The sequence below is a fragment of the Amycolatopsis orientalis DSM 40040 = KCTC 9412 genome (assembly GCF_000478275.1).
In the GTDB taxonomy this organism is placed as follows: Bacteria; Actinomycetota; Actinomycetes; order Mycobacteriales; family Pseudonocardiaceae; genus Amycolatopsis; species Amycolatopsis orientalis.
This window is the reverse complement of sequence record NZ_ASJB01000080.1, coordinates 484,079-504,021: the sequence shown is the minus strand read 5'-3', so window position 1 is coordinate 504,021 and position 19,943 is coordinate 484,079. Positions and strand designations below refer to the sequence as shown.

23 protein-coding genes are annotated in these 19,943 nt (G+C 68.7%); 9 read left to right on the top strand and 14 right to left on the bottom strand.

Going from position 1 to position 19,943, the window contains the following annotated elements:
* Window positions 1–89 precede the first annotated feature (89 nt).
* Window positions 90–626, top strand: coding sequence for a carboxymuconolactone decarboxylase family protein (locus tag L324_RS30250; RefSeq protein ID WP_037316395.1), 537 nt, complete (start codon window positions 90–92; stop codon window positions 624–626).
* A gap of 68 nt (window positions 627–694) precedes the next feature.
* On the opposite strand, the gene L324_RS30245 is transcribed toward L324_RS30250, so the two are convergent.
* The gene (locus L324_RS30245; RefSeq protein WP_037316392.1) at window positions 695–1,618 is read right to left on the bottom strand and encodes an alpha/beta fold hydrolase; all 924 of its coding nucleotides are present in this window, start codon (window positions 1,616–1,618) and stop codon (window positions 695–697) included.
* Window positions 1,615–2,523: an AurF N-oxygenase family protein gene (locus L324_RS30240; RefSeq protein WP_037316389.1), complete on the bottom strand. Its 909-nt coding sequence runs from the start codon at window positions 2,521–2,523 to the stop codon at window positions 1,615–1,617. The genes L324_RS30245 and L324_RS30240 overlap by 4 nt, the downstream gene beginning before the upstream one ends.
* Window positions 2,524–2,573: 50 nt before the next feature.
* On the opposite strand from L324_RS30240, the gene L324_RS30235 reads away from it, so the two are divergent.
* Together L324_RS30235 and L324_RS30230 are read left to right on the top strand one after the other, a co-directional pair.
* On the top strand, window positions 2,574–3,353 hold the full coding sequence (locus L324_RS30235; RefSeq protein WP_037316386.1) for a TetR/AcrR family transcriptional regulator: 780 nt from the start codon (window positions 2,574–2,576) through the stop codon (window positions 3,351–3,353).
* Entirely contained in the window at window positions 3,350–3,676 is a 327-nt protein-coding gene (locus L324_RS30230; protein WP_037316383.1) for a DUF4873 domain-containing protein, read from the top strand. The genes L324_RS30235 and L324_RS30230 overlap by 4 nt, the downstream gene beginning before the upstream one ends.
* Before the next feature lie 238 nt (window positions 3,677–3,914).
* Here L324_RS30230 and L324_RS30225 read toward each other — a convergent pair whose 3' ends face one another.
* The 3 genes from L324_RS30225 to L324_RS30215 all read right to left on the bottom strand — a co-directional run bounded on the left by L324_RS30225 (window position 3,915) and on the right by L324_RS30215 (window position 6,255).
* Window positions 3,915–5,195: a heparan-alpha-glucosaminide N-acetyltransferase domain-containing protein gene (locus tag L324_RS30225; protein WP_037316380.1), complete on the bottom strand. Its 1,281-nt coding sequence runs from the start codon at window positions 5,193–5,195 to the stop codon at window positions 3,915–3,917.
* Between the two features lie 114 nt (window positions 5,196–5,309).
* Window positions 5,310–5,540: a DUF3107 domain-containing protein gene (locus L324_RS30220; protein WP_005167610.1), complete on the bottom strand. Its 231-nt coding sequence runs from the start codon at window positions 5,538–5,540 to the stop codon at window positions 5,310–5,312.
* 61 nt (window positions 5,541–5,601) lie between these two features.
* Complete coding sequence (locus L324_RS30215) at window positions 5,602–6,255, bottom strand: ferritin-like fold-containing protein (protein WP_037316674.1); 654 nt, start codon at window positions 6,253–6,255, stop codon at window positions 5,602–5,604.
* Window positions 6,256–6,717: 462 nt separating this feature from the next.
* Here L324_RS30215 and L324_RS30210 point away from each other — a divergent pair, with 462 nt between their 5' ends.
* Both L324_RS30210 and L324_RS30205 read left to right on the top strand, forming a co-directional pair.
* Window positions 6,718–8,331: a DEAD/DEAH box helicase gene (locus L324_RS30210; protein ID WP_037316671.1), complete on the top strand. Its 1,614-nt coding sequence runs from the start codon at window positions 6,718–6,720 to the stop codon at window positions 8,329–8,331.
* A 38-nt stretch (window positions 8,332–8,369) separates the two neighbouring features.
* Window positions 8,370–9,764: an Rv3212 family protein gene (locus L324_RS30205; protein WP_037316374.1), complete on the top strand. Its 1,395-nt coding sequence runs from the start codon at window positions 8,370–8,372 to the stop codon at window positions 9,762–9,764.
* Between the two features lie 42 nt (window positions 9,765–9,806).
* Here the strand turns inward: L324_RS30205 and L324_RS30200 are convergent, their stop codons facing one another.
* The 7 genes from L324_RS30200 to L324_RS43155 form a co-directional block, all read right to left on the bottom strand.
* Entirely contained in the window at window positions 9,807–10,451 is a 645-nt protein-coding gene (locus L324_RS30200) for a hypothetical protein (protein ID WP_037316371.1), read from the bottom strand.
* Window positions 10,452–10,568: 117 nt separating this feature from the next.
* On the bottom strand, window positions 10,569–10,913 hold the full coding sequence (locus tag L324_RS30195; RefSeq protein ID WP_037316368.1) for a hypothetical protein: 345 nt from the start codon (window positions 10,911–10,913) through the stop codon (window positions 10,569–10,571).
* A 27-nt stretch (window positions 10,914–10,940) separates the two neighbouring features.
* Window positions 10,941–11,810, bottom strand: coding sequence for a RecB family exonuclease (locus L324_RS30190; RefSeq protein WP_037316365.1), 870 nt, complete (start codon window positions 11,808–11,810; stop codon window positions 10,941–10,943).
* Window positions 11,811–11,983: 173 nt separating this feature from the next.
* Complete coding sequence (locus tag L324_RS30185) at window positions 11,984–12,613, bottom strand: MarC family protein (protein WP_051174155.1); 630 nt, start codon at window positions 12,611–12,613, stop codon at window positions 11,984–11,986.
* On the bottom strand, window positions 12,610–13,473 hold the full coding sequence (locus L324_RS30180) for a PHP domain-containing protein (RefSeq protein WP_081736521.1): 864 nt from the start codon (window positions 13,471–13,473) through the stop codon (window positions 12,610–12,612). The genes L324_RS30185 and L324_RS30180 overlap by 4 nt, the downstream gene beginning before the upstream one ends.
* Before the next feature lie 186 nt (window positions 13,474–13,659).
* Window positions 13,660–14,220, bottom strand: coding sequence for a PH domain-containing protein (locus L324_RS30175; RefSeq protein WP_037316359.1), 561 nt, complete (start codon window positions 14,218–14,220; stop codon window positions 13,660–13,662).
* 23 nt (window positions 14,221–14,243) lie between these two features.
* On the bottom strand, window positions 14,244–14,405 hold the full coding sequence (locus L324_RS43155) for a hypothetical protein (protein ID WP_162835886.1): 162 nt from the start codon (window positions 14,403–14,405) through the stop codon (window positions 14,244–14,246).
* Between the two features lie 186 nt (window positions 14,406–14,591).
* Between L324_RS43155 and L324_RS30170 the strand changes: the two genes are divergently transcribed.
* Window positions 14,592–15,032, top strand: coding sequence for an NUDIX hydrolase (locus tag L324_RS30170; protein WP_037316356.1), 441 nt, complete (start codon window positions 14,592–14,594; stop codon window positions 15,030–15,032).
* A gap of 151 nt (window positions 15,033–15,183) precedes the next feature.
* Here the strand turns inward: L324_RS30170 and L324_RS30165 are convergent, their stop codons facing one another.
* Both L324_RS30165 and L324_RS30160 read right to left on the bottom strand, forming a co-directional pair.
* Window positions 15,184–16,290 (bottom strand): DUF2332 domain-containing protein, encoded by a 1,107-nt coding sequence (locus L324_RS30165; RefSeq protein ID WP_037316353.1) that lies wholly within the window; start codon window positions 16,288–16,290, stop codon window positions 15,184–15,186.
* 31 nt (window positions 16,291–16,321) lie between these two features.
* A complete protein-coding gene (locus L324_RS30160; protein ID WP_007031798.1) occupies window positions 16,322–16,825 on the bottom strand; it encodes a MaoC family dehydratase in 504 nt (167 codons plus the stop codon).
* 323 nt (window positions 16,826–17,148) lie between these two features.
* On the opposite strand from L324_RS30160, the gene corA reads away from it, so the two are divergent.
* From corA to L324_RS30145, 3 genes are all read left to right on the top strand, one after another.
* The gene (corA, locus tag L324_RS30155) at window positions 17,149–18,237 is read left to right on the top strand and encodes a magnesium/cobalt transporter CorA (protein WP_037316350.1); all 1,089 of its coding nucleotides are present in this window, start codon (window positions 17,149–17,151) and stop codon (window positions 18,235–18,237) included.
* A 175-nt stretch (window positions 18,238–18,412) separates the two neighbouring features.
* On the top strand, window positions 18,413–19,060 hold the full coding sequence (locus L324_RS30150) for a metallophosphoesterase family protein (protein WP_037316333.1): 648 nt from the start codon (window positions 18,413–18,415) through the stop codon (window positions 19,058–19,060).
* Complete coding sequence (locus L324_RS30145; protein ID WP_037316329.1) at window positions 19,057–19,896, top strand: ParB N-terminal domain-containing protein; 840 nt, start codon at window positions 19,057–19,059, stop codon at window positions 19,894–19,896. Before L324_RS30150 ends, L324_RS30145 begins: the two co-directional genes overlap by 4 nt.
* Window positions 19,897–19,943: the final 47 nt, after the last annotated feature.

The window sequence follows — 19,943 nt, the reverse complement described above, 5'->3', positions numbered from 1 at the left end:
ACCGCGTTGAGCAATCCAGCGGCATCGCGATGAGCCGGGTTTCGGCTATGAATCAAGCGACACCGTTGCCGATCCGCCGAGGAGTCACCATGCCGCATATCGCGCTCGACGAGAACCTTCCCGGCATCACCGCCTTGTTCGCCTACCGGCCGGAGACGGCGGCGCCGCTCGGGCAACTCGCCGAGGTTCTGCTTCGCGGCCCGAGCAGCCTCAGCGTGGGCGAACGCGAGCTGATCGCCGCGGTCGTCTCGCGCGGCAACGACTGCACGTTCTGCTCACGCAGCCATGCCGCCATCGCCGCCGAAGCACTCGAAGGCGGCATGCCGGTCGTGGAGGCGGCGTGGAAGGACGTCGACGGCGCCCCCGTGCCTGCCAAGGTGAAGGCGCTCCTGCATGTCGCGCTCGCCGTTCGCGAGAGCGGGAAGTCGGTGGGCGAAGACCTGATCGAGACCGCCCGCGCGGAGGGCGCGACGGATATCGAAATTCACGACACGGTCCTGATCGCGGCCGCGTTCTGCATGTTCAACCGCTACGTCGACGGGCTGGCCACACTCGCCGTCGACGACCAGGACGCCTACCAGGAGATGGGGGTCCATCTCCTGGCGAACGGCTACACGAGCCTCTGACGAGAGCAAGGGACCTTTGCTACCGCTTGCCCCACCGAGAGCGATAGCAAAGGTCCCTTGCTCCCTTTTCAGACCCTCGCGGCGCGGCGGACGAGTGCCGCGATGCGGTCCGAAACCTCCTGGGCCCGTTCCTGCGGAAGCATGTGCCCGGCACCGGGGTAGCGCACGAATTCGGCCTCCGGCAGCGCGTCGGCGATGACCTTGGCGTGCGGCGTCGGGCAGAGCCGGTCCCGCTCCCCCGCCAGCACGATCACCGGCCGCCCGGCCAGCGCGGCCAGGGTGACGCGGCAGTCGTGCCGCGAGATGGCGTCCTGGAACCCGGCGACGCTCGCGGGATGCGCGCACAGGAGCTGCTCCGCGACCGAGTCCACGTCCGCCCGCCGCGGCCGCCGCCCGAAGACGAGCAGCCGCGCGCCGGGGCGCACCACGGACAGCGGCAACGGCAAGGCGTCACGGCGGTTCTTCGCGAGCAGCTTCGCGAGCCGTCGTTCGAACCTCGCCGCGCCGCTGCCCGCGATCCCCGGCAAGCCGAGGGTGATCCGGTCCATCTCACCGGACGACGTGGCGACGAACGCGACACCGGCGACGCGTCCGGCGACGAGTTCGGGGTGCCGCCGGGACAGTTCCATGATCGTCATACCGCCCATGGAATGTCCCGCGAGCACGATCGGGCCGTTGGGGACGCGGTCCGCGAGCAGTTCGGCGAGATCGTCGGCGAGGGTTTGGATCGTCGCCGTCCCCGGTTTCGCCGGCGCCGAACCGCCGTGCCCGCGCAGGTCGTAGCGCAGGATCCGGACCGAATCACCGAGCCGCGAGACCACGCCGTCCCAGGTGCGGTGGTCCTGGGTCCAGCCGTGCACCAGCACCAGCGTGAGTTCGGAATCGGCCGGACCGCTCGTCTCGACGTGGAGAGCGGTGCCGTCACCGGTCACGAACCGATGTTCCCGCGACGGGTCCCAGGAAACGACGCCGCGCTGCTTGACGCTCCTCATCGTTTCCCCGGCAGCAGGAAGGACTTGCGCCAGAAGTACATGCCGGGCTTGCCGACCAGACCGGATTCCTGCAGGAACGGCATGATCTTCTCGCCGGCCCACTGGACGCTTTCGCGCCAGTGCGGGTTGTTCAGGGCGGCTTCGACGCCGTCACGCGGACGGATGCCGACGGCCTTGTAGACGTTCGGGTTGATGAAGGCCCGGGTCACGAAGTACGAAATGAGCGCGATGATGAACTGCTGGTAGAGGATTTCCTTCTTCGACAGCTTCGCCATGCCGCGAGTGACCTCTTCGCGGGCGAAGGTGACGTGCCGGGCTTCCTCGAGCACGTGGATCCGGTTGACCATGCGCACCAGCGGCTGGATGTCCGGGTCGTTCATCTGCTCGCGCTGAAGCCGGTCGAGGACCTCTTCGGCGACCAGGATGGCGCCGTAGCGCGCGGGCCCGTAGCTGATGGTCGGCATCAGTTTCGCGAGGCGCCGCAGCCACGGCACGGGGCCGTACGACGGGCAGCCGATCCGCGCCGCCATCCGCGCGAACATCGTCGAGTGACGGCATTCGTCCGCGATCTCGGTCAGCGCGTACTGCGCGTGCGAGCTGGTCGGGTCTTCGTCGTAGACCTCCTTGAGCAGCATCTGCATCAGGAGGATTTCGAACCACAGCCCCGTCGTGGCGACGCTCGCGACCTCGTGCTTGCCGAGTTCGATGCGCTGTTCCTCGGACAACGAGTCCCACAGCTTCGTGCCGTAGAGCGAGGAACGATGGGCGGGGATGTAGCGCTTCCCCTCCACGAGTGGAGCGTTCCAGTCGATGTCGACGTCGGGGTCGTAGAACTTGTTGGCGGAGGACTTGAGCAGCCGCTCGGCTGTCTTCTCCCGGTCCGTTTCCTTCAGCGCCCGCGTCATTGCCGACACACCCCTATCTGTAACTCGCGGTAACAGTTACCTCTGGTAGCATGACTCGGGTGATCGAACGTGTCAAGCGCAACAGCAAGCAGTCGAGCAAGCACCCCACGGCGGACGAAGCCGACACGGGTGACGCGCGCCGCGACCGCTGGCGCAAGCACCGGATCGCCCGCCGCGCGGAGTTCGTCGAGGCCGCACTGCGGGCGCTCGACGCACACGGCCCCGATCTCGGCATGGAGGACGTCGCCGCCGAAGCGGGCGTTACGAAACCCGTGCTGTACAGGCATTTCGACGACAAGGCCGATCTGTACGTCGCGCTCGGGCAGCGCGGTACGGAGATCCTGTTCCAGCGGCTGATCCCGGCCATCAACGCCGAACTCGCCCCGGTCCCCCGGATCCGGATGGCGCTGGACGCGTTCTTCAGCGTCATCGAGGAGCACCCCAACCTGTACCGCCTGCTCGCACGCGGCGGTCTGCAGGAAAAGGTGGTCGTCAAATCCGACGTCGTCGCCGAGGACAAGGAACTCATCGCCACCGCGCTGACCGCGCTGCTCGGCGACTACATGCGGATGTTCAACATGGACTCCGGCGCCGCCGAACCGTGGGCGCACGGGATCGTCGGCATGGTGCAGAGCACCGGCGAATGGTGGCTGGACCGGCGCTCGATGGGCCGCGACAGCGTCGTCGAGTACCTGACGCAGATCATCTGGGCCGCGATCGACGGCCTCTCCCGGCAGCAGGGCATCGTCATCGACCCGAACCTGCCGCTCGAAGAGAACAAGGTCGTCCAGATGCGCAAGAGCCAGGAGAAACAGGTGGAGGGTCAATGAGCGAGCACGACGAAGACGGCTACTCCGGCGAAGCGGTCCTCGTGATCGGCGGAACCGAGTTCGCGGCCACGGTCGAGCTGCGGGGCTATTTCCAGCCCATCGACGGCTTCTACCGCTGGTACGGCCGCGTGGCCACCAACGAGCAGGTGTCCGCGGCCGTCGGCGGCAAGAAGACCGCCGTCGAGATCCGCGCCGGCGAGTACAGCGCGAAGGGCGAACTCTCCGACCCGGACCCGTGGGACCGCTACCGCATCATGGGCACCAGCACGCCGCCGTTCCACGTGCCCACCAGCCTCGAAGAGCTGAACGAACTCAACGCCTGACCTCTGAAGTAGCTGAAGGGCGCTTTCCCCGCATCGCATGCGGGGAAAGCGCCCTTCGCCGCGTGAGATGAGGGGAAAGGGCCCTTCAGCACGCACGCCCAACGCCAGCAGTACACGGCCCCCGCTCCCTCGGAACCAGGATGCAAGGGGCTCAACGCCTGACCCTCGAAACGGAGCAAGGGACCTTTGCTATCGCCTCAGCGGCGATAGCAAAGGTCCCTTGCTCTCTTTTCGCAGGTCAGCCGCGTCGCTGAGCGGGTATCCGTGCCACCGCGCCCAGGTACTTCGGCCAGTTCGACAGCTTGTTCATCGCCCATTCCAGCGGTCCGCGCCCGATGAACTTCCGCCACAGCACCGCGGCGGTCAGCGCGACCACCGAGAACTCGACGAAGTGCAGCACGCTGAAGATCGTGTCGCCGTCGCTCGCGTCCCACAGCAGCGCGATCGCCACGAAATGCAGCACGTACGCGCTCAGCACCCGCCCGCCCAGATCCGAAAGCGGCCGCAGCACGCGCTCGAACCTCGGCATCAGCAGCTGGCAACCGCCGATCACCGCCGCCGCGATCCCGATCGAGATCAGCAGGTCGAACGGCGTGTACGAGGTCCCTGTCGGCAGGAGTTCCCAGGCCCAGCTGGTGGTCGGCGGCGTGCCGTGGATCCAGGTCTGGTGGAGCCGGAAGAACTCCGGCGGCGTCATGCCCATCTGCGCCGCGGCCGGCTCCAGCGAGCGGTAGACGGCCTGCATCCCACCGAGCGGCCCGGTCGCGATCCAGGAGACGAGGTATCCGCCGACGGCCAGCGCCGACCCGCCGAAGAACAGACGGCGGCAGACGCTGCGCGAGGTCAGGTCCATCCGCCCGATCGACATCCCCGCGAACACGTACGCCATCAGCGTCAGCGCGGGGAACGTGCCGGTCAGGACCAGTACGGTCGCGGCCTTCAACAGCCCTGTCGACGAGAGGTCGTCCGCGGTCAGATCCGGCGCGAAGAAGAGCAGGTCACGAGGCAGTAGCCGCGCCCTGACCAGATGCGAGAGCAGCGGGGCGGCCACGGCGACGGCGACAGCCGCGATCGCCAGCGCCTTCGCGCTCGCGCGCAGCCACGGGATGGCGAAGAGGAAACAGGCGCCGTAGTAGGCCAGGATCACCATGTAGCCGGTTTCGAGGCTGGTCAGCCACAGCCCCAGCGCCACCAGCAGCGGCGCGCGCGTCGCCAGTTTCAGCGCGACGCGGGTGCGGGCCCGGCCCTGCTTCGGCCGCCGCCCGCCGGACATCAACGCGATCGACACCCCGGCGAGCACCGCGAACAGCGCCGCCGAATGGCCTTCGAAAGGTTTGAACAGCACCCCGACGCCGCCTTTGACGGGATCGGGGCCGACATGCACCGCGTACATGCCGAGTACGGCCAGGCCGCGGGCGACGTCGATACCGGTCAGCCGCCCCGCGGCCCGCTTGCCTTGTTCGGGAACAGTGCGCGCGCTGTCGACCAGCGCGCGGTCCATCACAGTGACGCCGTCCACCTCATCTCTCGGCTAGCCCCCTGCCGTCCCCGCATCAGCGTGACGATCAAATCTGAGAGCGAGCTGAGACGCGGTGGTGACGCCGCTGTGACATGCGACTAGTACCCGATCGGGTCAGCCACCGACGGCGAAGCCGACCTTGCGGACATCCGACGGCGCGATCTCGACGTAGGCGATCCGGTCGGTGGGCACGATGTACTTGCGGCCCTTTTCGTCGTCGAGGCGGAAGATCCCGTCGCCGGCCCTCAAGGCGTTCGCGACCAGTTCCTCGACCTCGTCGGGCGACTGGCTGCTGGACACCACGAGCTCCCGCGGCGTGTCCTTGATGCCGATCTTGACCTCCACGTGGGACCTCCGCTGAGAAAGTTCGAAATTACCTGTCCGCCAAAGGCTAGCCGAAGGAACCTCAGCCGAGCCCGAGCACCTGCATGCGCTTGGTGTGCCCCTGCTGCAACCGGCGGAACAGCGCGGCGATTCCCGAAAGGTCACCCGACCCTTCCACGATCAGTTCGGCGAGCCCGTCCCGCTCGGCGACGACGTACTGGGCCTGCGTCAACGCCTCGCCCAGCAGGCGGCGGCCCCACAGCGCGAGCTTGTCCTTCGCCTTGCGGTCGGCCTCGATCCCGGCCGCGACTTCGCGCTCGGCGAACGCCGAATGCCCGGTGTCGGCGAGCACGGTGAGCACCAGATCCTTGGTCTCGGGGTCGAGCCAGCTGGCCATCTCGCGGTAGAGGTCCGCCGCGAGTCCGTCGCCGACGTAGGCCTTCACGAGGGACTCGAGCCAGGACCGCGGCTTGGTGGAGGCGTGCCAGGCGTCGATGTGCCCGACGAACGGCCGCATCGCGTCCTCGATCGCGACGCCGTGCGCGGCGAGATGCTTGGTGAGCAGGTCGTAGTGCCCGATCTCGGCGGCGGCCATGGAAGCCAGCGCGGCCCGGCCGGACAGCGTCGGCGCGGTGCGCGCGTCCTCGGCCATGCGATCGAATGCGGACAATTCCCCATAGGCGAGTACGCCGAGCAAATCGACTACGCCCTCACTGATCTGCTTTGCCTCCGTCACGGCGGAAAGGGTATCGCCGAACACACCCGCGGGGTGACGAAGAGACCGATCCCACCTTCGTCGGCGCGGCGGGGGCTATCGAAAAACCGCAGATCAGGTAGACTGGCCGACGGAAACGACGGATCTTCCGTCCGGACCGGGACGCCGCTGCGGCTGAAGGACAGCCGATGTGGCCCTGGTCAGCACAAGAATGATGTGCGTGCACGCCATCCTGCGGCATTCCCACGAAGGGCCGCTTCAGCGCCAGTAGCGCGGAGCCGAGCGAATTTTCGTGGTCGAGTGTCGATCCGGTGACCAGGGCAGTGCGCGCTGGTCACGAGAGAGGCGAGCACCCTGACCACGAACGAAACCACAACCGAAGAGAACACCGTCACCGGCGTCCCGGAGGCCGTCGCGCTGGAGCACAGCGAGTCAGGCCCGGCGGCGCTCGACGTGTCGCACCCGCTGCAGGCGGGCGCTCCGGTGGAACCCGAGGCCCCCTCCTTCGCCTCCTTCGGCGTCAAGCCGGAGATCGTGAAGGCGCTGAGCGAGGCCGGGATCGAACGCACCTTCGCCATCCAGGCCCTGACCCTGCCGCTGGCCATGGCGGGCGACGACCTCATCGGTCAGGCCCGCACCGGCATGGGCAAGACGCTGGGCTTCGGCGTCCCGCTGCTGCACCGCGTCGAGGTCCCCGGCGACGGCACCCCGCAGGTGCTGGTCGTCGTGCCGACCCGTGAGCTGTGCATCCAGGTCGCGAACGACCTCAAGGGCGCGGGCAAGCACCTCGGCATCCGCACGCTGGCCATCTACGGCGGCCGCCCGTACGAGCCGCAGATCGCCGCCCTCCGCAACGGCGTCGACGTCGTCATCGGCACCCCCGGCCGCCTGCTGGACCTGGCCGAGCAGAAGCACCTGGTGCTGGGCAAGGTCCGCGGCCTGGTGCTGGACGAGGCCGACGAGATGCTCGACCTGGGCTTCCTGCCCGACATCGAGCGCATCCTGCGGATGGTCCCGGACAAGCGGCAGACGATGCTGTTCTCGGCGACCATGCCGGGCCCGATCATCACGCTGGCCCGCACGTTCCTGACCCAGCCGACGCATATCCGCGCCGAGGAGAACGACGCCGGCGCCATCCACGAGCGCACCACCCAGTTCGTCTACCGGGCGCACTCGATGGACAAGCCGGAGCTGATCGCCCGCGCGCTGCAGGCCGAGGGCCGCGGCCTGACGATGATCTTCACCCGGACCAAGCGCACCGCGCAGAAGGTGGCCGACGAACTCGTCGAGCGCGGTTTCGCGGCCGCCGCCGTCCACGGTGACCTGGGCCAGGGCGCCCGCGAGCAGGCGCTGCGCGCGTTCCGCTCCGGCAAGGTCGACGTGCTGGTCGCCACCGATGTCGCCGCCCGCGGTATCGACATCGACGACGTCACGCACGTGATCAACTACCAGACGCCCGAGGACGAGAAGACCTACGTCCACCGGATCGGCCGCACCGGCCGCGCCGGGCGCACCGGTGTCGCGATCACCCTCGTCGACTGGGACGAGGAACCGCGCTGGAAGCTGATCTCCGACACCCTCGGCCTCGACATGCCCGAGCCCGCCGAGACGTATTCCTCGTCCAAGCACCTGTTCAGCGACCTCGGGATCCCCGAGGGCACCACCGGCCGTCTCCCGCTGTCGAAGCGGACCCGCGCCGGCCTTTCGGCCGAGGTCGAAGAAGACCTGGGCGGCAAGCGCCGTGGTCCCCGCGGGGCCAAGGGCCGCACCACCGACGAGGAAGAGGCGCCCCGCAAGCGCAACCGCGCGCCGCGCAAGCGGACCCGTGGCGGCGCCAACGCGGCTGCCGAGATCGAGGCGGCGGACGCCGCGGCCGCGGCGAAGGGCACCGACAGCGAGGGCGCTGAGGGCGCTGAGGGTTCTTCGGAGGCCCGCACTCGCACGCGCCGCCGCAGTCGTGGCGCCGCGAAGCCGAGCCCGGAGGTCAGCGGCCCGGCGGTCGAGAAGGAGGCAGGCGACAGCGCCGAGCGTCCGGCTCGCCGACGCCGCCGTCGCCGTCCCTCGGCGACTTCTGATACACCTGCGTCGGCAGACTGAGCATCTTCAGGACCGCGGACGTGGGGAGCTAGGGGCACGTGAGCGAACGCTGGGACGCCGCGCCGGACAACGAACCGGCGCGGCCCGAGCCCGTCGATCCCGAACAGCCGTCGGACGGCGGCGAGCCGGAACCCACGGCCGCGATCGGCACCGAGGACGTCCTGGACGCCGAACCCGCCCAGCCGGTGGCCGCCGAGCCGCCGCTGGGCGGGAAACGCGCCCGGCGGTCACCGTGGAACCGCACGCGGGATCGCGTGCTCGTCGCGGTGATCGTCGTGGTCGTCGCCGTCACCGGGGTAGTCATCGGAGTGAACAGCGACAACGCGGCGACGGTCGCGCAGGTCGCCGCCACGCTGCCACCCGACCTCCCCCTGGCACCGGCGGCCGTACCCGGCTCCCTCACCGAGCTGTGGCAGGCGCCGAGTTCGGCGACACCCGTCCCGATCGGTGAGGCCAACAGCGTCGTCACCGCCGACAAGGGCGAAGTACTCGGCCGGGATCCGCTCACCGGCACCGTCCGCTGGCGCTATTCCCGCGATCTCGAGCTGTGCACCGTCGCGCTCGCCGGGATCAAGGTGGACGCGGTGTACCGCAAGGACACCGGCTGCAGCGAGGTCACCCAGCTCGACACCGGCACCGGGCGCCGCACCGCGCAGCGCAACGGCGACGCCGAACTCGGCACCCAGCTGGTCGTCGACGGCTCGCACGTCACCACGACCGGCAAGAAACTGCTCAACACCTGGCGCGACGACCTGGTCAAGAGCATGGAGTACGGCGAGGTCCCGGCCGTCGTCCAGCCGAACAAGCAACCCCGGACGGGCTGCACGTACGGCACGGTGGCCGCCGCGTCGGGCAAGATCGGCGTGATCGAACGCTGCCCCGGCGATCCGGCCGACCGCTTCACCGTCTACCGCGCGAGCAACGACGAGGCCGACGAACCGAAGGTCGACTACAGCACCGTGCTCGCCGGGAAGAACGCGAAACTCGTCGCGATGTCCGGTGATCTCGCGCTGCTCGTGCTCCCGGAACAGAAACTGCTGGTCATCTACGGCGGCGACGGTATGCAGAAGTCGGCGTACCCGCTGGACGTGCCCGCCGCGGACCTCGCGAAGGACCCCGCGGGCGGGATCATGACGACCTCGTGGACCGCGCAGGGTGTCTACTGGTTCACCGGCTCGAAGACCATGGCTTTCTCACGGGACGACCTGACGCCGCGCTGGACGCTGAGCAACTCCGTCGGCCCCGGGGTGACCTTCGGGGACCAGCTGGTCGTGCCGATCCAGGGCGGCCTCGCCGTCCTCGACGAGCTGACCGGCACCACGATCCGCACCGTCGGCGTCGACCGGCACGGCTACACCGGCCCGGTGCGGCTCTCGTCGGTCGGGCCCGTGCTGCTGGAGCAGCGCGGCCCCACGCTGGCCGCCCTCAAGTGACCGCCGGGCGATAGCAAAGGTCCCTTGCTCCCCCGGCGCTCGTCAGCGCGTCGCCGAGGTCTTGGCACGGGATCGGCCGAGTTCCTTCCAGCACCATTGGCCGCCCTCGCCGGAGAGCGTGCCGGCGGCGGTGCGGGAGCGCCCTTCGACGCTCAGCTTGACGACCACCGAGTACTCGGTTTCGGAGATCTTCGTCAGCTCGCCGAGCGTCGCGCTCGCCACTTCGTCGACGTGTTCGATGGCCTGGTCGATGTCCTCGTCCGCGTTCACGCACTTGAGCGCCCTCAACGCGGGCTTGTCGTGGGCGTTGATGCCCGCGACGACGGCCTGCGCGGTCACTTCGGGGCTTGCCGTTTTGTCGGCCTTGTCGTCGCCGAGGAAGAACCCGGGAGCGACGAACCCGGTGATGGCCAGCGTGACCACCACCACGGCAGCGGCGGCGATGGCCACGAGCACGCCGGTCTTGTTGTTCTTCGGTGGCGCGGGCGGCCCGCCGAAGCCCTGGGGGTACTGCTGGTTCTGCCCGTACTGCTGCTGGCCGTAGCCGGGGTACTGCTGCGGCTGCGGGTACGCGCCGCTCTGGTCGTAAGTGCCCTGCTGGTACTGCTGCGGCGGGAGCTGCTGCCCCGCGTACTGCTGCCCGCCTTGGCCTTGGTCGGGCTGTCCTGGCTGGGGTGGGTAGGTCATCAACGGTGCCCTTCGTCCTCGCTGCTGGGCAGCGTGGTCTTCCACGACGTGCCCGGTACCGCCCAGTTTCCAGCGACAGAAGGGGTTTTTGGTCAGCGTGGCATTTTCCTGCCGCGGTCAGCTCCACCAGAACAGGCTCAGCGCGGCCGTCACGCTCACCACGACACCGAGACCCGCGAAGCCCGCGACGCGGCCGGTCCGCGCATCAGCGATCCGCTGCGCCGGCACGGCGAGCACCGCGGCGACCGGATGCCCGATCAGCATCAGGGGACCCGGCCCCGGTGCGGCGGTGAAGAGACAGATCCCGGCGATCACCAGGACGCAGGTCGCGAGCACGACCATCCCGGCCGCGAGCGAACCGGTCAGCCCGCGCCAGAACCGTCGGCGTTCAGGCACGGCGGGATCGCCCGGGCCCACGGGCAGTGGTGTGGTCGCGAGCTGTTCGGTGTCCGGTGACGACACGTCCTCGCCTGTCCAATCGTCGAGATCTCAGGAATCCAGCGGAGCCAGCAGCTCCCACGGCTGAGCCTGGGGCCCGGCCTCCTGGCCCGCCGCGCAGCTGGGCCGGAAATCGCACCACGAGCAGCGGCGGCCGGGGCGCGCCGGGAACAACACGTCCTCGTCGCCGCCCGCGTTCAGGGTATCCGTTGCCAGCCGCAGGTCCCCGGCGGTCTCGTCGGCGCGTTGGAGATGACGCCTGAGGCTCTCCTCGGTGTGCTCCGCGGCCGCGATGGTGCCGCTGGGCACGTGGTGCAACTCGACCTGGTAGCACGGCGTGCGCAGCGTCCTGGCGGCCGCGACCGCGTACAGCGCCAATGCCTGCGAGGAGCGCGCCTCGTAGTCGTCCGGCGCACGACGGCCGGTCTTGTAATCGATGATCACCAGTTCCCGGCCGCGCTGGTCGATGCGGTCGGCGCGGCCCTCGATGATGAGGCTGGGCCCGCTGCCCGGTTCGAGCGTGACGGGCGCCGAAACCCAGCGCTCCAGGCCGACCGGATCGACGCTGACGTCGTTGTGCTCGACGTAGTCCGCGACCCAGGCCTTGGCGCGGGCACGGTAGCGGGCGGCCTGGTCGGTGTCCTCGAACCCGGCGTCCTTCCAGTGCTCGGCGACGAGCGCCATCGCCCGCTGCGGCACCCGCTTGATCACCGGCAGGTCGAACAACGCCCGCAGCGCGTTGTGCACCACCGCGCCGAGCGTGCTGTGCGCCCATGCCCCGGTGCGGGTCGGGGACGGGCGGTCGAGATACGACATGCGGTAGCGGCGCGGGCAATCTTCGAACGTCGCGAGGCGCGCGGGCGAGACCTTCGTCAGCTTGCGCGGCGCCTCGACGCCGAAGTCGAAACCAATCTGCTCCATCGGATCACCCCGCCCGCAACGCTACGCACCCCCACCGACACTTTTCGAGGGGATCCCCAGGAAGGGAGCAAGGGACCTTTGCTATCGCCGGGCCCCGTTGCCCCGGGCGAGCGCGCCCACGCGCCCGCATCGCATTTAGCCCGCTAAACGCGATGTGCCCAAGCGCGTGAAGGTCACGTGCCCGCGATGAAGCCCTTCACCGAGTTCGCCACCAGTTCGACCGCGATCGCGGCCAGCAGCAGACCGGCGATCTTCGCCAGCAGCGTGATCCCGCTTTCCTTGATCAGCCGGATGACCACGCCCGAGTACCGCATGCACAGGTACAGCACGAAGTGCACCGTCACGATCGAAAGCGCGAGGGCCGCGTACGCGCCGACGTGCCCGTCGGCCTGCCGCACGAAGACGATGGTCGCGGCGATCGCACCCGGACCGGCGAGCAGCGGCGTCCCGAGCGGCACCAGCGCGACGTTGACGTCGTCGCCCGCCGCCTCGGCCTCGCCGCCGGTCTTGCCGGTCAGCAGCTGCAAGGCGATCAGCAGCAGCAACAGCCCGCCCGCGCCCTGCAGCGCCGGGATCCCGATGCCGAGATAGGACAGGATCGCCTGTCCCGCGACGGCGAACAGCGAGATCACCAGCAGCGACACCAGCACCGCCTGCCGCGCGGCCTTGGCGCGGAACGCCACCGACTTGCGGCCGGTGAGGCTCAGGAACACCGGCACCGTGCCGGGCGGGTCCATGATGACGATCAGCGTGATCGTCGCGCTCATGAACAGGCGCGCGTCGAAGAAGTCCGTGATCGTCACCGGGTCACGACCCCGTACCCGGTCGACCGCGCGACGAGTTCTTCCAGCGCGGCCGGATCGGTGGTCTCGTCGCCGAGTTCGATGGTCTTGTTCGTGCCGTGGTAGTCGCTCGACCCGGTCCGCACGAGCCCGAGCTCCCCCGCCAGGCCGTGCAGCTGGACGCGGGTCTCCTCGTCGTGGTTCGGGTGGTCGACCTCGACCCCGGTCAGGCCGTGTTCGGCCAGCCCGGCGAGCACGTCGACGGTGATGGTGGCGCCGCGCGTGTAGGCGAAGGGATGCGCGATCACGGTGACCCCGCCCGCGTCCGCGATCATGTCGATCGCGTCCTCCACCATCGTGTCCTGCCGGGCCACGAAGTACCCGCTGCCGTTGCCGAGGTAGCTGCCGAAGGCCTCGTTCACCGACGAGACGAGTCCCGCGCGCACCAGGGCCTGCGCGAGATGCGGCCGTCCGGCCGAACCGTCTTCCGGTAGCAGCGACATGACCTCGTCGGGATCGACCGGCAGGCCGTCGGCGGCCATGCGTTCGGCCATCACGCGCAGCCGCCAGCGCCGCTCCGACCGCAGCCGGGTCTGCTCGGCGACGAGCGCGGCCGACCCGGGATCGAAGAGGTACGCGAGCAGGTGGACGCTGACGTGCCGCCCGGTCACCGGATCGACGGAGATCGTGGACAGCTCGGCACCGGGGACCAGGGAAAGTCCCGGCGGGAGTGCCTCGGCGGCCGGGGCCCAGCCGGCCGTGGTGTCGTGATCGGTGATCGCGACTACGTCGAGGCCCGCCTTCGCGGCGGCGGCGACCAGCCCGGCAGGGCTGTCGGTACCGTCGGAGGCGGTGGAGTGGGCGTGCAGGTCGATGCGCATCGACTGCATTGTCTATCGCGCTGGTCAGCGCTGTGCTGCCAGGGCGCGACAAAGTGCCGTGCGTCGCCCTCGCGGGTGAAGGCGCCCTGCCATCACAGCCCTGAGGCCTGGCGGCCAAAAGGCGCGCGACTTCAAGGGATCAAAAGACCCCGGTCACCTCAGCTGTGGCCGTAGCCTGTCCCTGCGCTAACCGACCTTCTTCTTGCCGCGGGCGGCACGCTGGGCCTTGATCATCGAAAAGCGCTCGGCCTGCTTCTGCTTGTCGCCGAAGACGAGTTCGGAGATCGTGTCGTAGAACTCTTCGGGCCGAGGCAGGTAATCGATGCGGTTCAGCGCCTGGATCTGACCGGCCGACTCGACCACCATCGTGCCGTAGCCCATCATCCGGCCCCACGCCGAACGTTCATAGGTGAGGTCGGTGACCTTGGTGATCGGCATCATCAGCACTTTGGTGGTGTAGACGCCGGTGGTCATCACGAACCGCTTGTCCGTGACCACCAGCCGTTCGACCCACCACTCCATCACCACGTACGCGAAGCGCAGGATGACGAGCAGCGCGGCGTACCAGAGGATGTTCTGGATCACCCACGCGGCGGGCGGCAGGAGGTAGGACACCAGGACGCAGATCGCCAGGAGGGCGATCGCCTCGAAGGTGTCCCACAACAGCACAGCCCAGTGCCGGCGGATCCTGATGACCCGCCGTTCGGTGTCGAGGAGATACTCGTCTGGATCGCGTGGGGCGAACATACTGGGAGAGTATCCGCCGTCCGCTAGCTGAAGACGTTGCTGACGAAGGTGATCACCGATTCGGCCGAGTCACGCAGGAACCCGATGATGTTTCCCACGAGGCCGGCGGCCTCACCTGGTTTCGCGATCACGAAGAACAGCACCAACGCGATTCCTGCGAAAGTGAGGAGCTTTTTCGCGTTCACGGCGATCAATCCTGTCTCTTACGGTGACTGACTGCGGATACTGACTATTCATTTTGTACCGCACCTTCCACCGGCGCGGGAGGGAAGTCCCGCGCTTGGGTCAGCCGGCGAGGGGAAGTGTACCGTACGGCTACTCTCCGTGTACAGGACAGTCGTTGTCAGGACTCCCGCGTCTACCATTCGGGAATGAACACCGTTTCGGGCAGCACCGTCCGCTGTGTCGGCGGCATCGTCCACGACGAACAAGGGCGGATCCTGCTGATCCGGCGCGCGAATGAACCCGGACGAGGACTGTGGTCGGTCCCCGGCGGCCGGGTCGAACCAGGCGAAACGGACGAAGCGGCCGTCATTCGCGAGATGCGTGAAGAGACCGGGCTGGACGTGACACCGGGCACATTCGTCGGCAACGTCCGGCGCGGCCCGTACGACATCCACGACTACGCCTGCTCGGTCACCGGCGGCACTCTCCGTGCCGGAGACGACGCCGACGACGCTCGCTGGATCGACGCGCGGACCTTGATCGAACTGGACGAACGCGGCCGGTTGGCCGAACTCCTGTTCGTCACTCTCCGCGACTGGGGTGTGCTGCCGACCGGGTATACCCCGTCACCGCGACAAATGCCGTAGTCGATTTGGCAAATGACGCGTCGATAAAGCAGGGCGGGAGGTGAAAATTATCCTCGCCGATGCTTTCCCGACACCTTCGGCCAGACCGCGCTCAGGCCTCGTGAGTGGTAATGACGGTTAGAACCGTCATTACCACTCACGAGGGCGAAGGTCAGATCGGGAGCCAGGTCATCCGCTGGCCGTGCGGTGCCGTCCTGGCCAGCGCGCGCACGTCCGGCGTGCCGCCCTCCCACCGCACGAGCCCGAGCACGGCCGTCCCGCCGTTGGTGTCGGCCAGGTCCGCCCTGCCGGGCAGCAACGGCTCCAGCGCGGCGCCGTAGAACTCCTCGCTGACCCACCACAGCGGCCGCTCCCCGGCGAGACCACGCAGCCCGTCGAGGAACTCGGCCCGCCGCTCCCCCAGATACGCCAGCACGTGACTGGTCAGCACGACCAGAGGAGCGTCGGCGGGCAGCGTCGCGGCGGCCGGGGCGAGGTCGTCGACGGCGTCCCCGGTGATGAGCTCCGGTCGCTGCTTGGCCTGCGCGGCCGCGGCCGTGCGCAGGAGCCGGATCCGGTCCGGCTGGTCGGCCCAGACACAGGCTTCGAGCCAGGCCAGTTCGTCCTCGTCGGTCAGGTCCACCGGGGCGCGGTCGAGACCGGCGCGGGCGGTGATCGTCAGCTTCTTCGGCACCTTCGGCGTGACCGCACCGGGCGCGAGGTCGAGCGCGCAGTGCAGGCCGACCGCGGCCTTCGCGGGTCCGGCGGTGAGCTGCTCGCCGCCGTCGCACTGGTAGCGGTAGGCGTACTTGTCCAGGCCGAGCAGCAGGCCCGCGCTGCACCCGACCTCGAGCAGCGCGATCTTGCCGCCCGCCTCCTTGGCCGCCGCGGCGACCGCGGGATAGAGCAGCGCGGCCCGGCGGACCTCGTTGGTCTGCGTGTACCGCGACGAGATGATCGCCCGCGCCTTGTCCGCCCGCTCCAGCAGGAACGAGCGGAACAGCGGCCACGTCTCCGAATCCACGCCGTCGAAGCCGCCGACGGAGGGGTAGTACCGCGAAAGCGGGTGGATCGGATCGGCCTGGATGAGGCGGTGCGCCGTCGCCATGAGCAGCGTTCCGCGTGCTTCGCCACCGCGGGCGTCGGTCAGCAGCCCGGCGACGTCGTCGTCCTCGGCCGCCTTGGCCGCCAGGTGCTCGTACAGCGGCGAAACCCCGGCCGCCTCGACCGCCGCGAACTTCCGCAGCCGGCTCTTGATCTCATCCAGCCCGATGGGCATCGACGCGCTCCTCTTCCGTTCGTGACACCCGTTATTCGTGCGGCACGGGACGGCCGGGCTGTTCACCGCCCCTGGTGTCACCGTAGGACCGTTTCGGCACCATGACCTTGCGACGGAACACACACACGATCGTGCCGTCCTGTTTGTACCCACGGGTCTCGACGTAGACGACGCCGCGATCGTCCTTCGACTTCGACGGCGTCTTGTCCAGCACCTCGGTCTCGCCGTAGATCGTGTCGCCGTGGAAGGTCGGCTTCACGTGCTTCAGCGATTCGACCTCGAGGTTGGCGATCGCCTTGCCGGACACGTCGGGCACCGACATCCCCAGCAGCAGCGAGTAGATGTAGTTGCCGACCACGACGTTCTTGCCGAAGTCGGTGGTCTCCTCGGCGTAGTGCGCGTCGAGGTGCAGCGGGTGGTGGTTCATGGTGATCAGGCAGAACAGGTGGTCGTCGTACTCGGTGACCGTTTTGCCCGGCCAGTGCTTGTAGACCGCGCCGACCTCGAACTCTTCGTAATAGCGACCGAACTGCACCCATTCCTCCTGCACGAGTAACGCGGCGTGAGCCTGGAACGACAGGCCTTCGTGTTGAGGAGTACCCTCGACCATTGGTGTCGGGTCGTCAACGCGACCAACACCACTGCGTAACCGTCCGCCGAGCCGAGGAGGTGAGGAACCCGATGTCCAGTGGCGATAGTCCGCTTCCTAGTAGTCGCAGCGTTCCCGCCTTCACATCTCGCCGGATCCCCACCTGGCAGGGCTGACGAAACCGGGAACGCTGGCCTAGCCGAGCGGCCCCCCGACCGCTTGGCCCGTCGTCTTCGCGCACAACGCACGACGTCTGCCCAGGAGATCCCATGCCTGCCATTCCCTCGCTCGGCGGCCTTCGAGGCCGGAGCAACGGTCGCGCCAAGAACGTCCCCGACCGCCCGTTGCCCGTCCCCCTTTCGGCGTATGTCGTCGACTGCGCGGTGTACGTGGAGGGCAAACGCCTGCCCGGCCGGTGGTCGCACTCCGAGGCGATCAAAGAGGTGCGCAAGCGGCACGCCGGATTCGTCTGGATCGGCCTGCACGAGCCGGACGCGGTCCAGATCCAGGGCATCGCGGACACCTTCGGCCTGCACGAGCTGGCCGTCGAGGACGCGCTCGAAGCGCACCAGCGGCCGAAGCTCGAACGCTACGACGACACGCTGTTCATGGTGCTGAAGACGGTGCGCTACGTCGAACACGAGTCACCCGCGACGGCGAACGAGATCGTCGAGACCGGTGAGCTGATGGCGTTCCTCGGCCGCGACTTCGTGATCACCGTGCGGCACGGGAACCACTCGGGGCTCGCCCGGCTGCGCCGCGAACTCGACCAGGACCCGGAGCGGCTCGCCCTCGGGCCGTCCGCCGTGCTGCACGCGATCGCGGACCACGTCGTCGACCACTATCTCGACGTCACCACCGCGATCGAGTCGGACATCGACGAGATGGAGACGCACGTCTTCGCGCCGCGCTCCAAGGTGAGCGCCGAGCAGATCTACTTCATGAAACGCGAGGTGCTGGAGCTGCGGCGCGCGGTCATGCCGCTGGGCACCCCGCTGCAGCGGCTCGCCGAGGGCTACACGCGGCTGATCCCGGACGAGGTCCGCTCGTATTTCCGCGACGTCTCCGACCACCTCACCACGGTCGCGGAACGGGTCGCGAACTTCGACGAACTGCTGACCACCCTGGTGGACGCGACGCTGGCGAAGATCACGCTCCAGCAGAACACCGACATGCGCAAGATCACCGCGTGGGCGGCGATCATCGCGGTCCCGACGGCGCTCGCCGGTATCTACGGGATGAACTTCGACTACATGCCGGAACTGCACTGGCGCTTCGGCTACCCGGTGGCGATGACGGTCATCTTCGGCGTCTGCATCCTGCTCTACCGAATATTCAGGAAGAACCGCTGGCTCTGACCTTCTTCCCCTTCGGTAGTTCTGGAGTTCCCCATGCCACGGATCCTGACCAACCTCAAGTTCTGGGCGCTGGCCTTCTGCGTCGTCTGGCTGGGCGTCGTGATCGCGATCATCGCCAAGGACCCCGCGTTCGCACACGGCCCGAAGTAGCGCGTCCGGCATTACGCTGGAGCGTATGAAAGCGCTGGTCGTCGCGGACGAGGTCGAAGAGCGGTTGTGGACGTCCGCCGTCCACAACCACCCGGCCGACCTCGTCATCGGCGCCGGCGACCTGCCGTACGACTACCTGGAGTTCCTGGCAGGCGCGCTCGACGTGCCGTGCGTGTTCGTCCCGGGCAACCACGATCCCGACCTGTCCGGCTACACCCGCTACGGCGGACTGTCCATGAAGGACGGTTTCCCGGCGGTGTGGCCGGGTCCGGCGGGCGGGGTGAACGCGGACGGCCGGATCGTCGACATCGGCGGGATCCGGTTCGCCGGGCTCGGCGGTTCGGTGCGCTACAACGACGGCCCGAACCAGTGGACGCAACGCCAGCAGGCGCGGCGGGCGCGGCGGCTCGTGCGCCGGGCGCGGTTCCGCCGCTGGCGGGACGGGCGCGGCGTCGACGTCCTGCTGACCCACGCGCCGCCGCGGCACTGCGGCGACCGCGAGGACCCGCCGCACCGCGGCTTCGACTGTCTCCATCGCACGATCGAGTCGCTGCGGCCGAAGTGGTTGTTGCACGGGCATATCCACCCGCACGGCGAACCCGTGCCGGACCGGGTGGTCGGCGGGACCACGGTACGCAACGTGGTCGGGCACCGGATCATGGAGTTACTGTGAAGGACACCGGTTTTCCCCGTGCGGACGCGGAACACGACTTCCTCCGCGCGCGACGACGTCAGGTGCTGTCGAGGCTGGCGAACTGGCTCCGCCGCGAGCCCGACGACGTCAACATCATGCTCCCGTTCCACGAGGTGGTCGAGGCGCTCGGCTATCTCGGCGAGCGGAGGATCGGGACGCGGGTGATCCGGCTCGATTCGATCGTCGGCAGCGTCGACCGCGGCCGCGATTTCGACCGCCGCTTCCGCCCGACGTCCGGCCGCGTCCGCGAACGCTGGGAACGCCTGGCGCTCGCGACCAGACGCGGCGAGTCGATCCCGCCGATCGAGGTGTACCGCGTCGGCGAACTGCATTTCATCATCGACGGGCACCATCGTGTTTCGGTGGCGCACGCGATGCGACTGTCCACAATAGAGGCGATGGTGACCGAGGTCCGGACCAAACTGGACCCGAGCGGGATCCGGTACCGCGGCGATCTGATCGTGAAGGACTACCGGCGGCTGTTCCTGGAGCGCGTCCCGCTTTCCGGGCACGCGCGGGCTTCGGTGGTGTTCACCGATCCGTGGGACTACGCGCGGCTCGGGGAACACGTCGAGGCGTGGGGTTTCCGGCTGATGCAGGACGAAGGCACCTATTCGGACCGCGCGACGCTGGCGCAGCGGTGGTTCGACGAGGAGTTCGTGCCGGTGGTGGCGATGCTGCGGCAGGCGGACCTGATCGGCGACCGTACCGACGCCGAGGCGTATCTGTGGGTGGCCTGTGAGCGGTACCGGCTGATCCGGACGCACCGGTGGGACGATGAGGTCTTCGAAGCGGTGCGCTCACAGTCCCGCTGACGGCTCCCTCGCGCGCCATGAAAGGTCCTTTCCTTGCAAATTTTGCA

Coding starts and splice junctions, on each gene's coding strand:
- L324_RS30250 (WP_037316395.1), top strand. CDS start 90: ATGCCGCATATCGCGCTCGACGAGAACCTTCCCGGCATCACCGCCTTG.
- L324_RS30245 (WP_037316392.1), bottom strand. CDS start 1,618: ATGAGGAGCGTCAAGCAGCGCGGCGTCGTTTCCTGGGACCCGTCGCGG.
- L324_RS30240 (WP_037316389.1), bottom strand. CDS start 2,523: ATGACGCGGGCGCTGAAGGAAACGGACCGGGAGAAGACAGCCGAGCGG.
- L324_RS30235 (WP_037316386.1), top strand. CDS start 2,574: ATGACTCGGGTGATCGAACGTGTCAAGCGCAACAGCAAGCAGTCGAGC.
- L324_RS30230 (WP_037316383.1), top strand. CDS start 3,350: ATGAGCGAGCACGACGAAGACGGCTACTCCGGCGAAGCGGTCCTCGTG.
- L324_RS30200 (WP_037316371.1), bottom strand. CDS start 10,451: ATGACCTACCCACCCCAGCCAGGACAGCCCGACCAAGGCCAAGGCGGG.
- L324_RS30190 (WP_037316365.1), bottom strand. CDS start 11,810: ATGGAGCAGATTGGTTTCGACTTCGGCGTCGAGGCGCCGCGCAAGCTG.
- L324_RS30180 (WP_081736521.1), bottom strand. CDS start 13,473: ATGCGCATCGACCTGCACGCCCACTCCACCGCCTCCGACGGTACCGAC.
- L324_RS30175 (WP_037316359.1), bottom strand. CDS start 14,220: ATGTTCGCCCCACGCGATCCAGACGAGTATCTCCTCGACACCGAACGG.
- L324_RS30170 (WP_037316356.1), top strand. CDS start 14,592: ATGAACACCGTTTCGGGCAGCACCGTCCGCTGTGTCGGCGGCATCGTC.
- L324_RS30165 (WP_037316353.1), bottom strand. CDS start 16,290: ATGCCCATCGGGCTGGATGAGATCAAGAGCCGGCTGCGGAAGTTCGCG.
- corA (WP_037316350.1), top strand. CDS start 17,149: ATGCCTGCCATTCCCTCGCTCGGCGGCCTTCGAGGCCGGAGCAACGGT.
- L324_RS30150 (WP_037316333.1), top strand. CDS start 18,413: ATGAAAGCGCTGGTCGTCGCGGACGAGGTCGAAGAGCGGTTGTGGACG.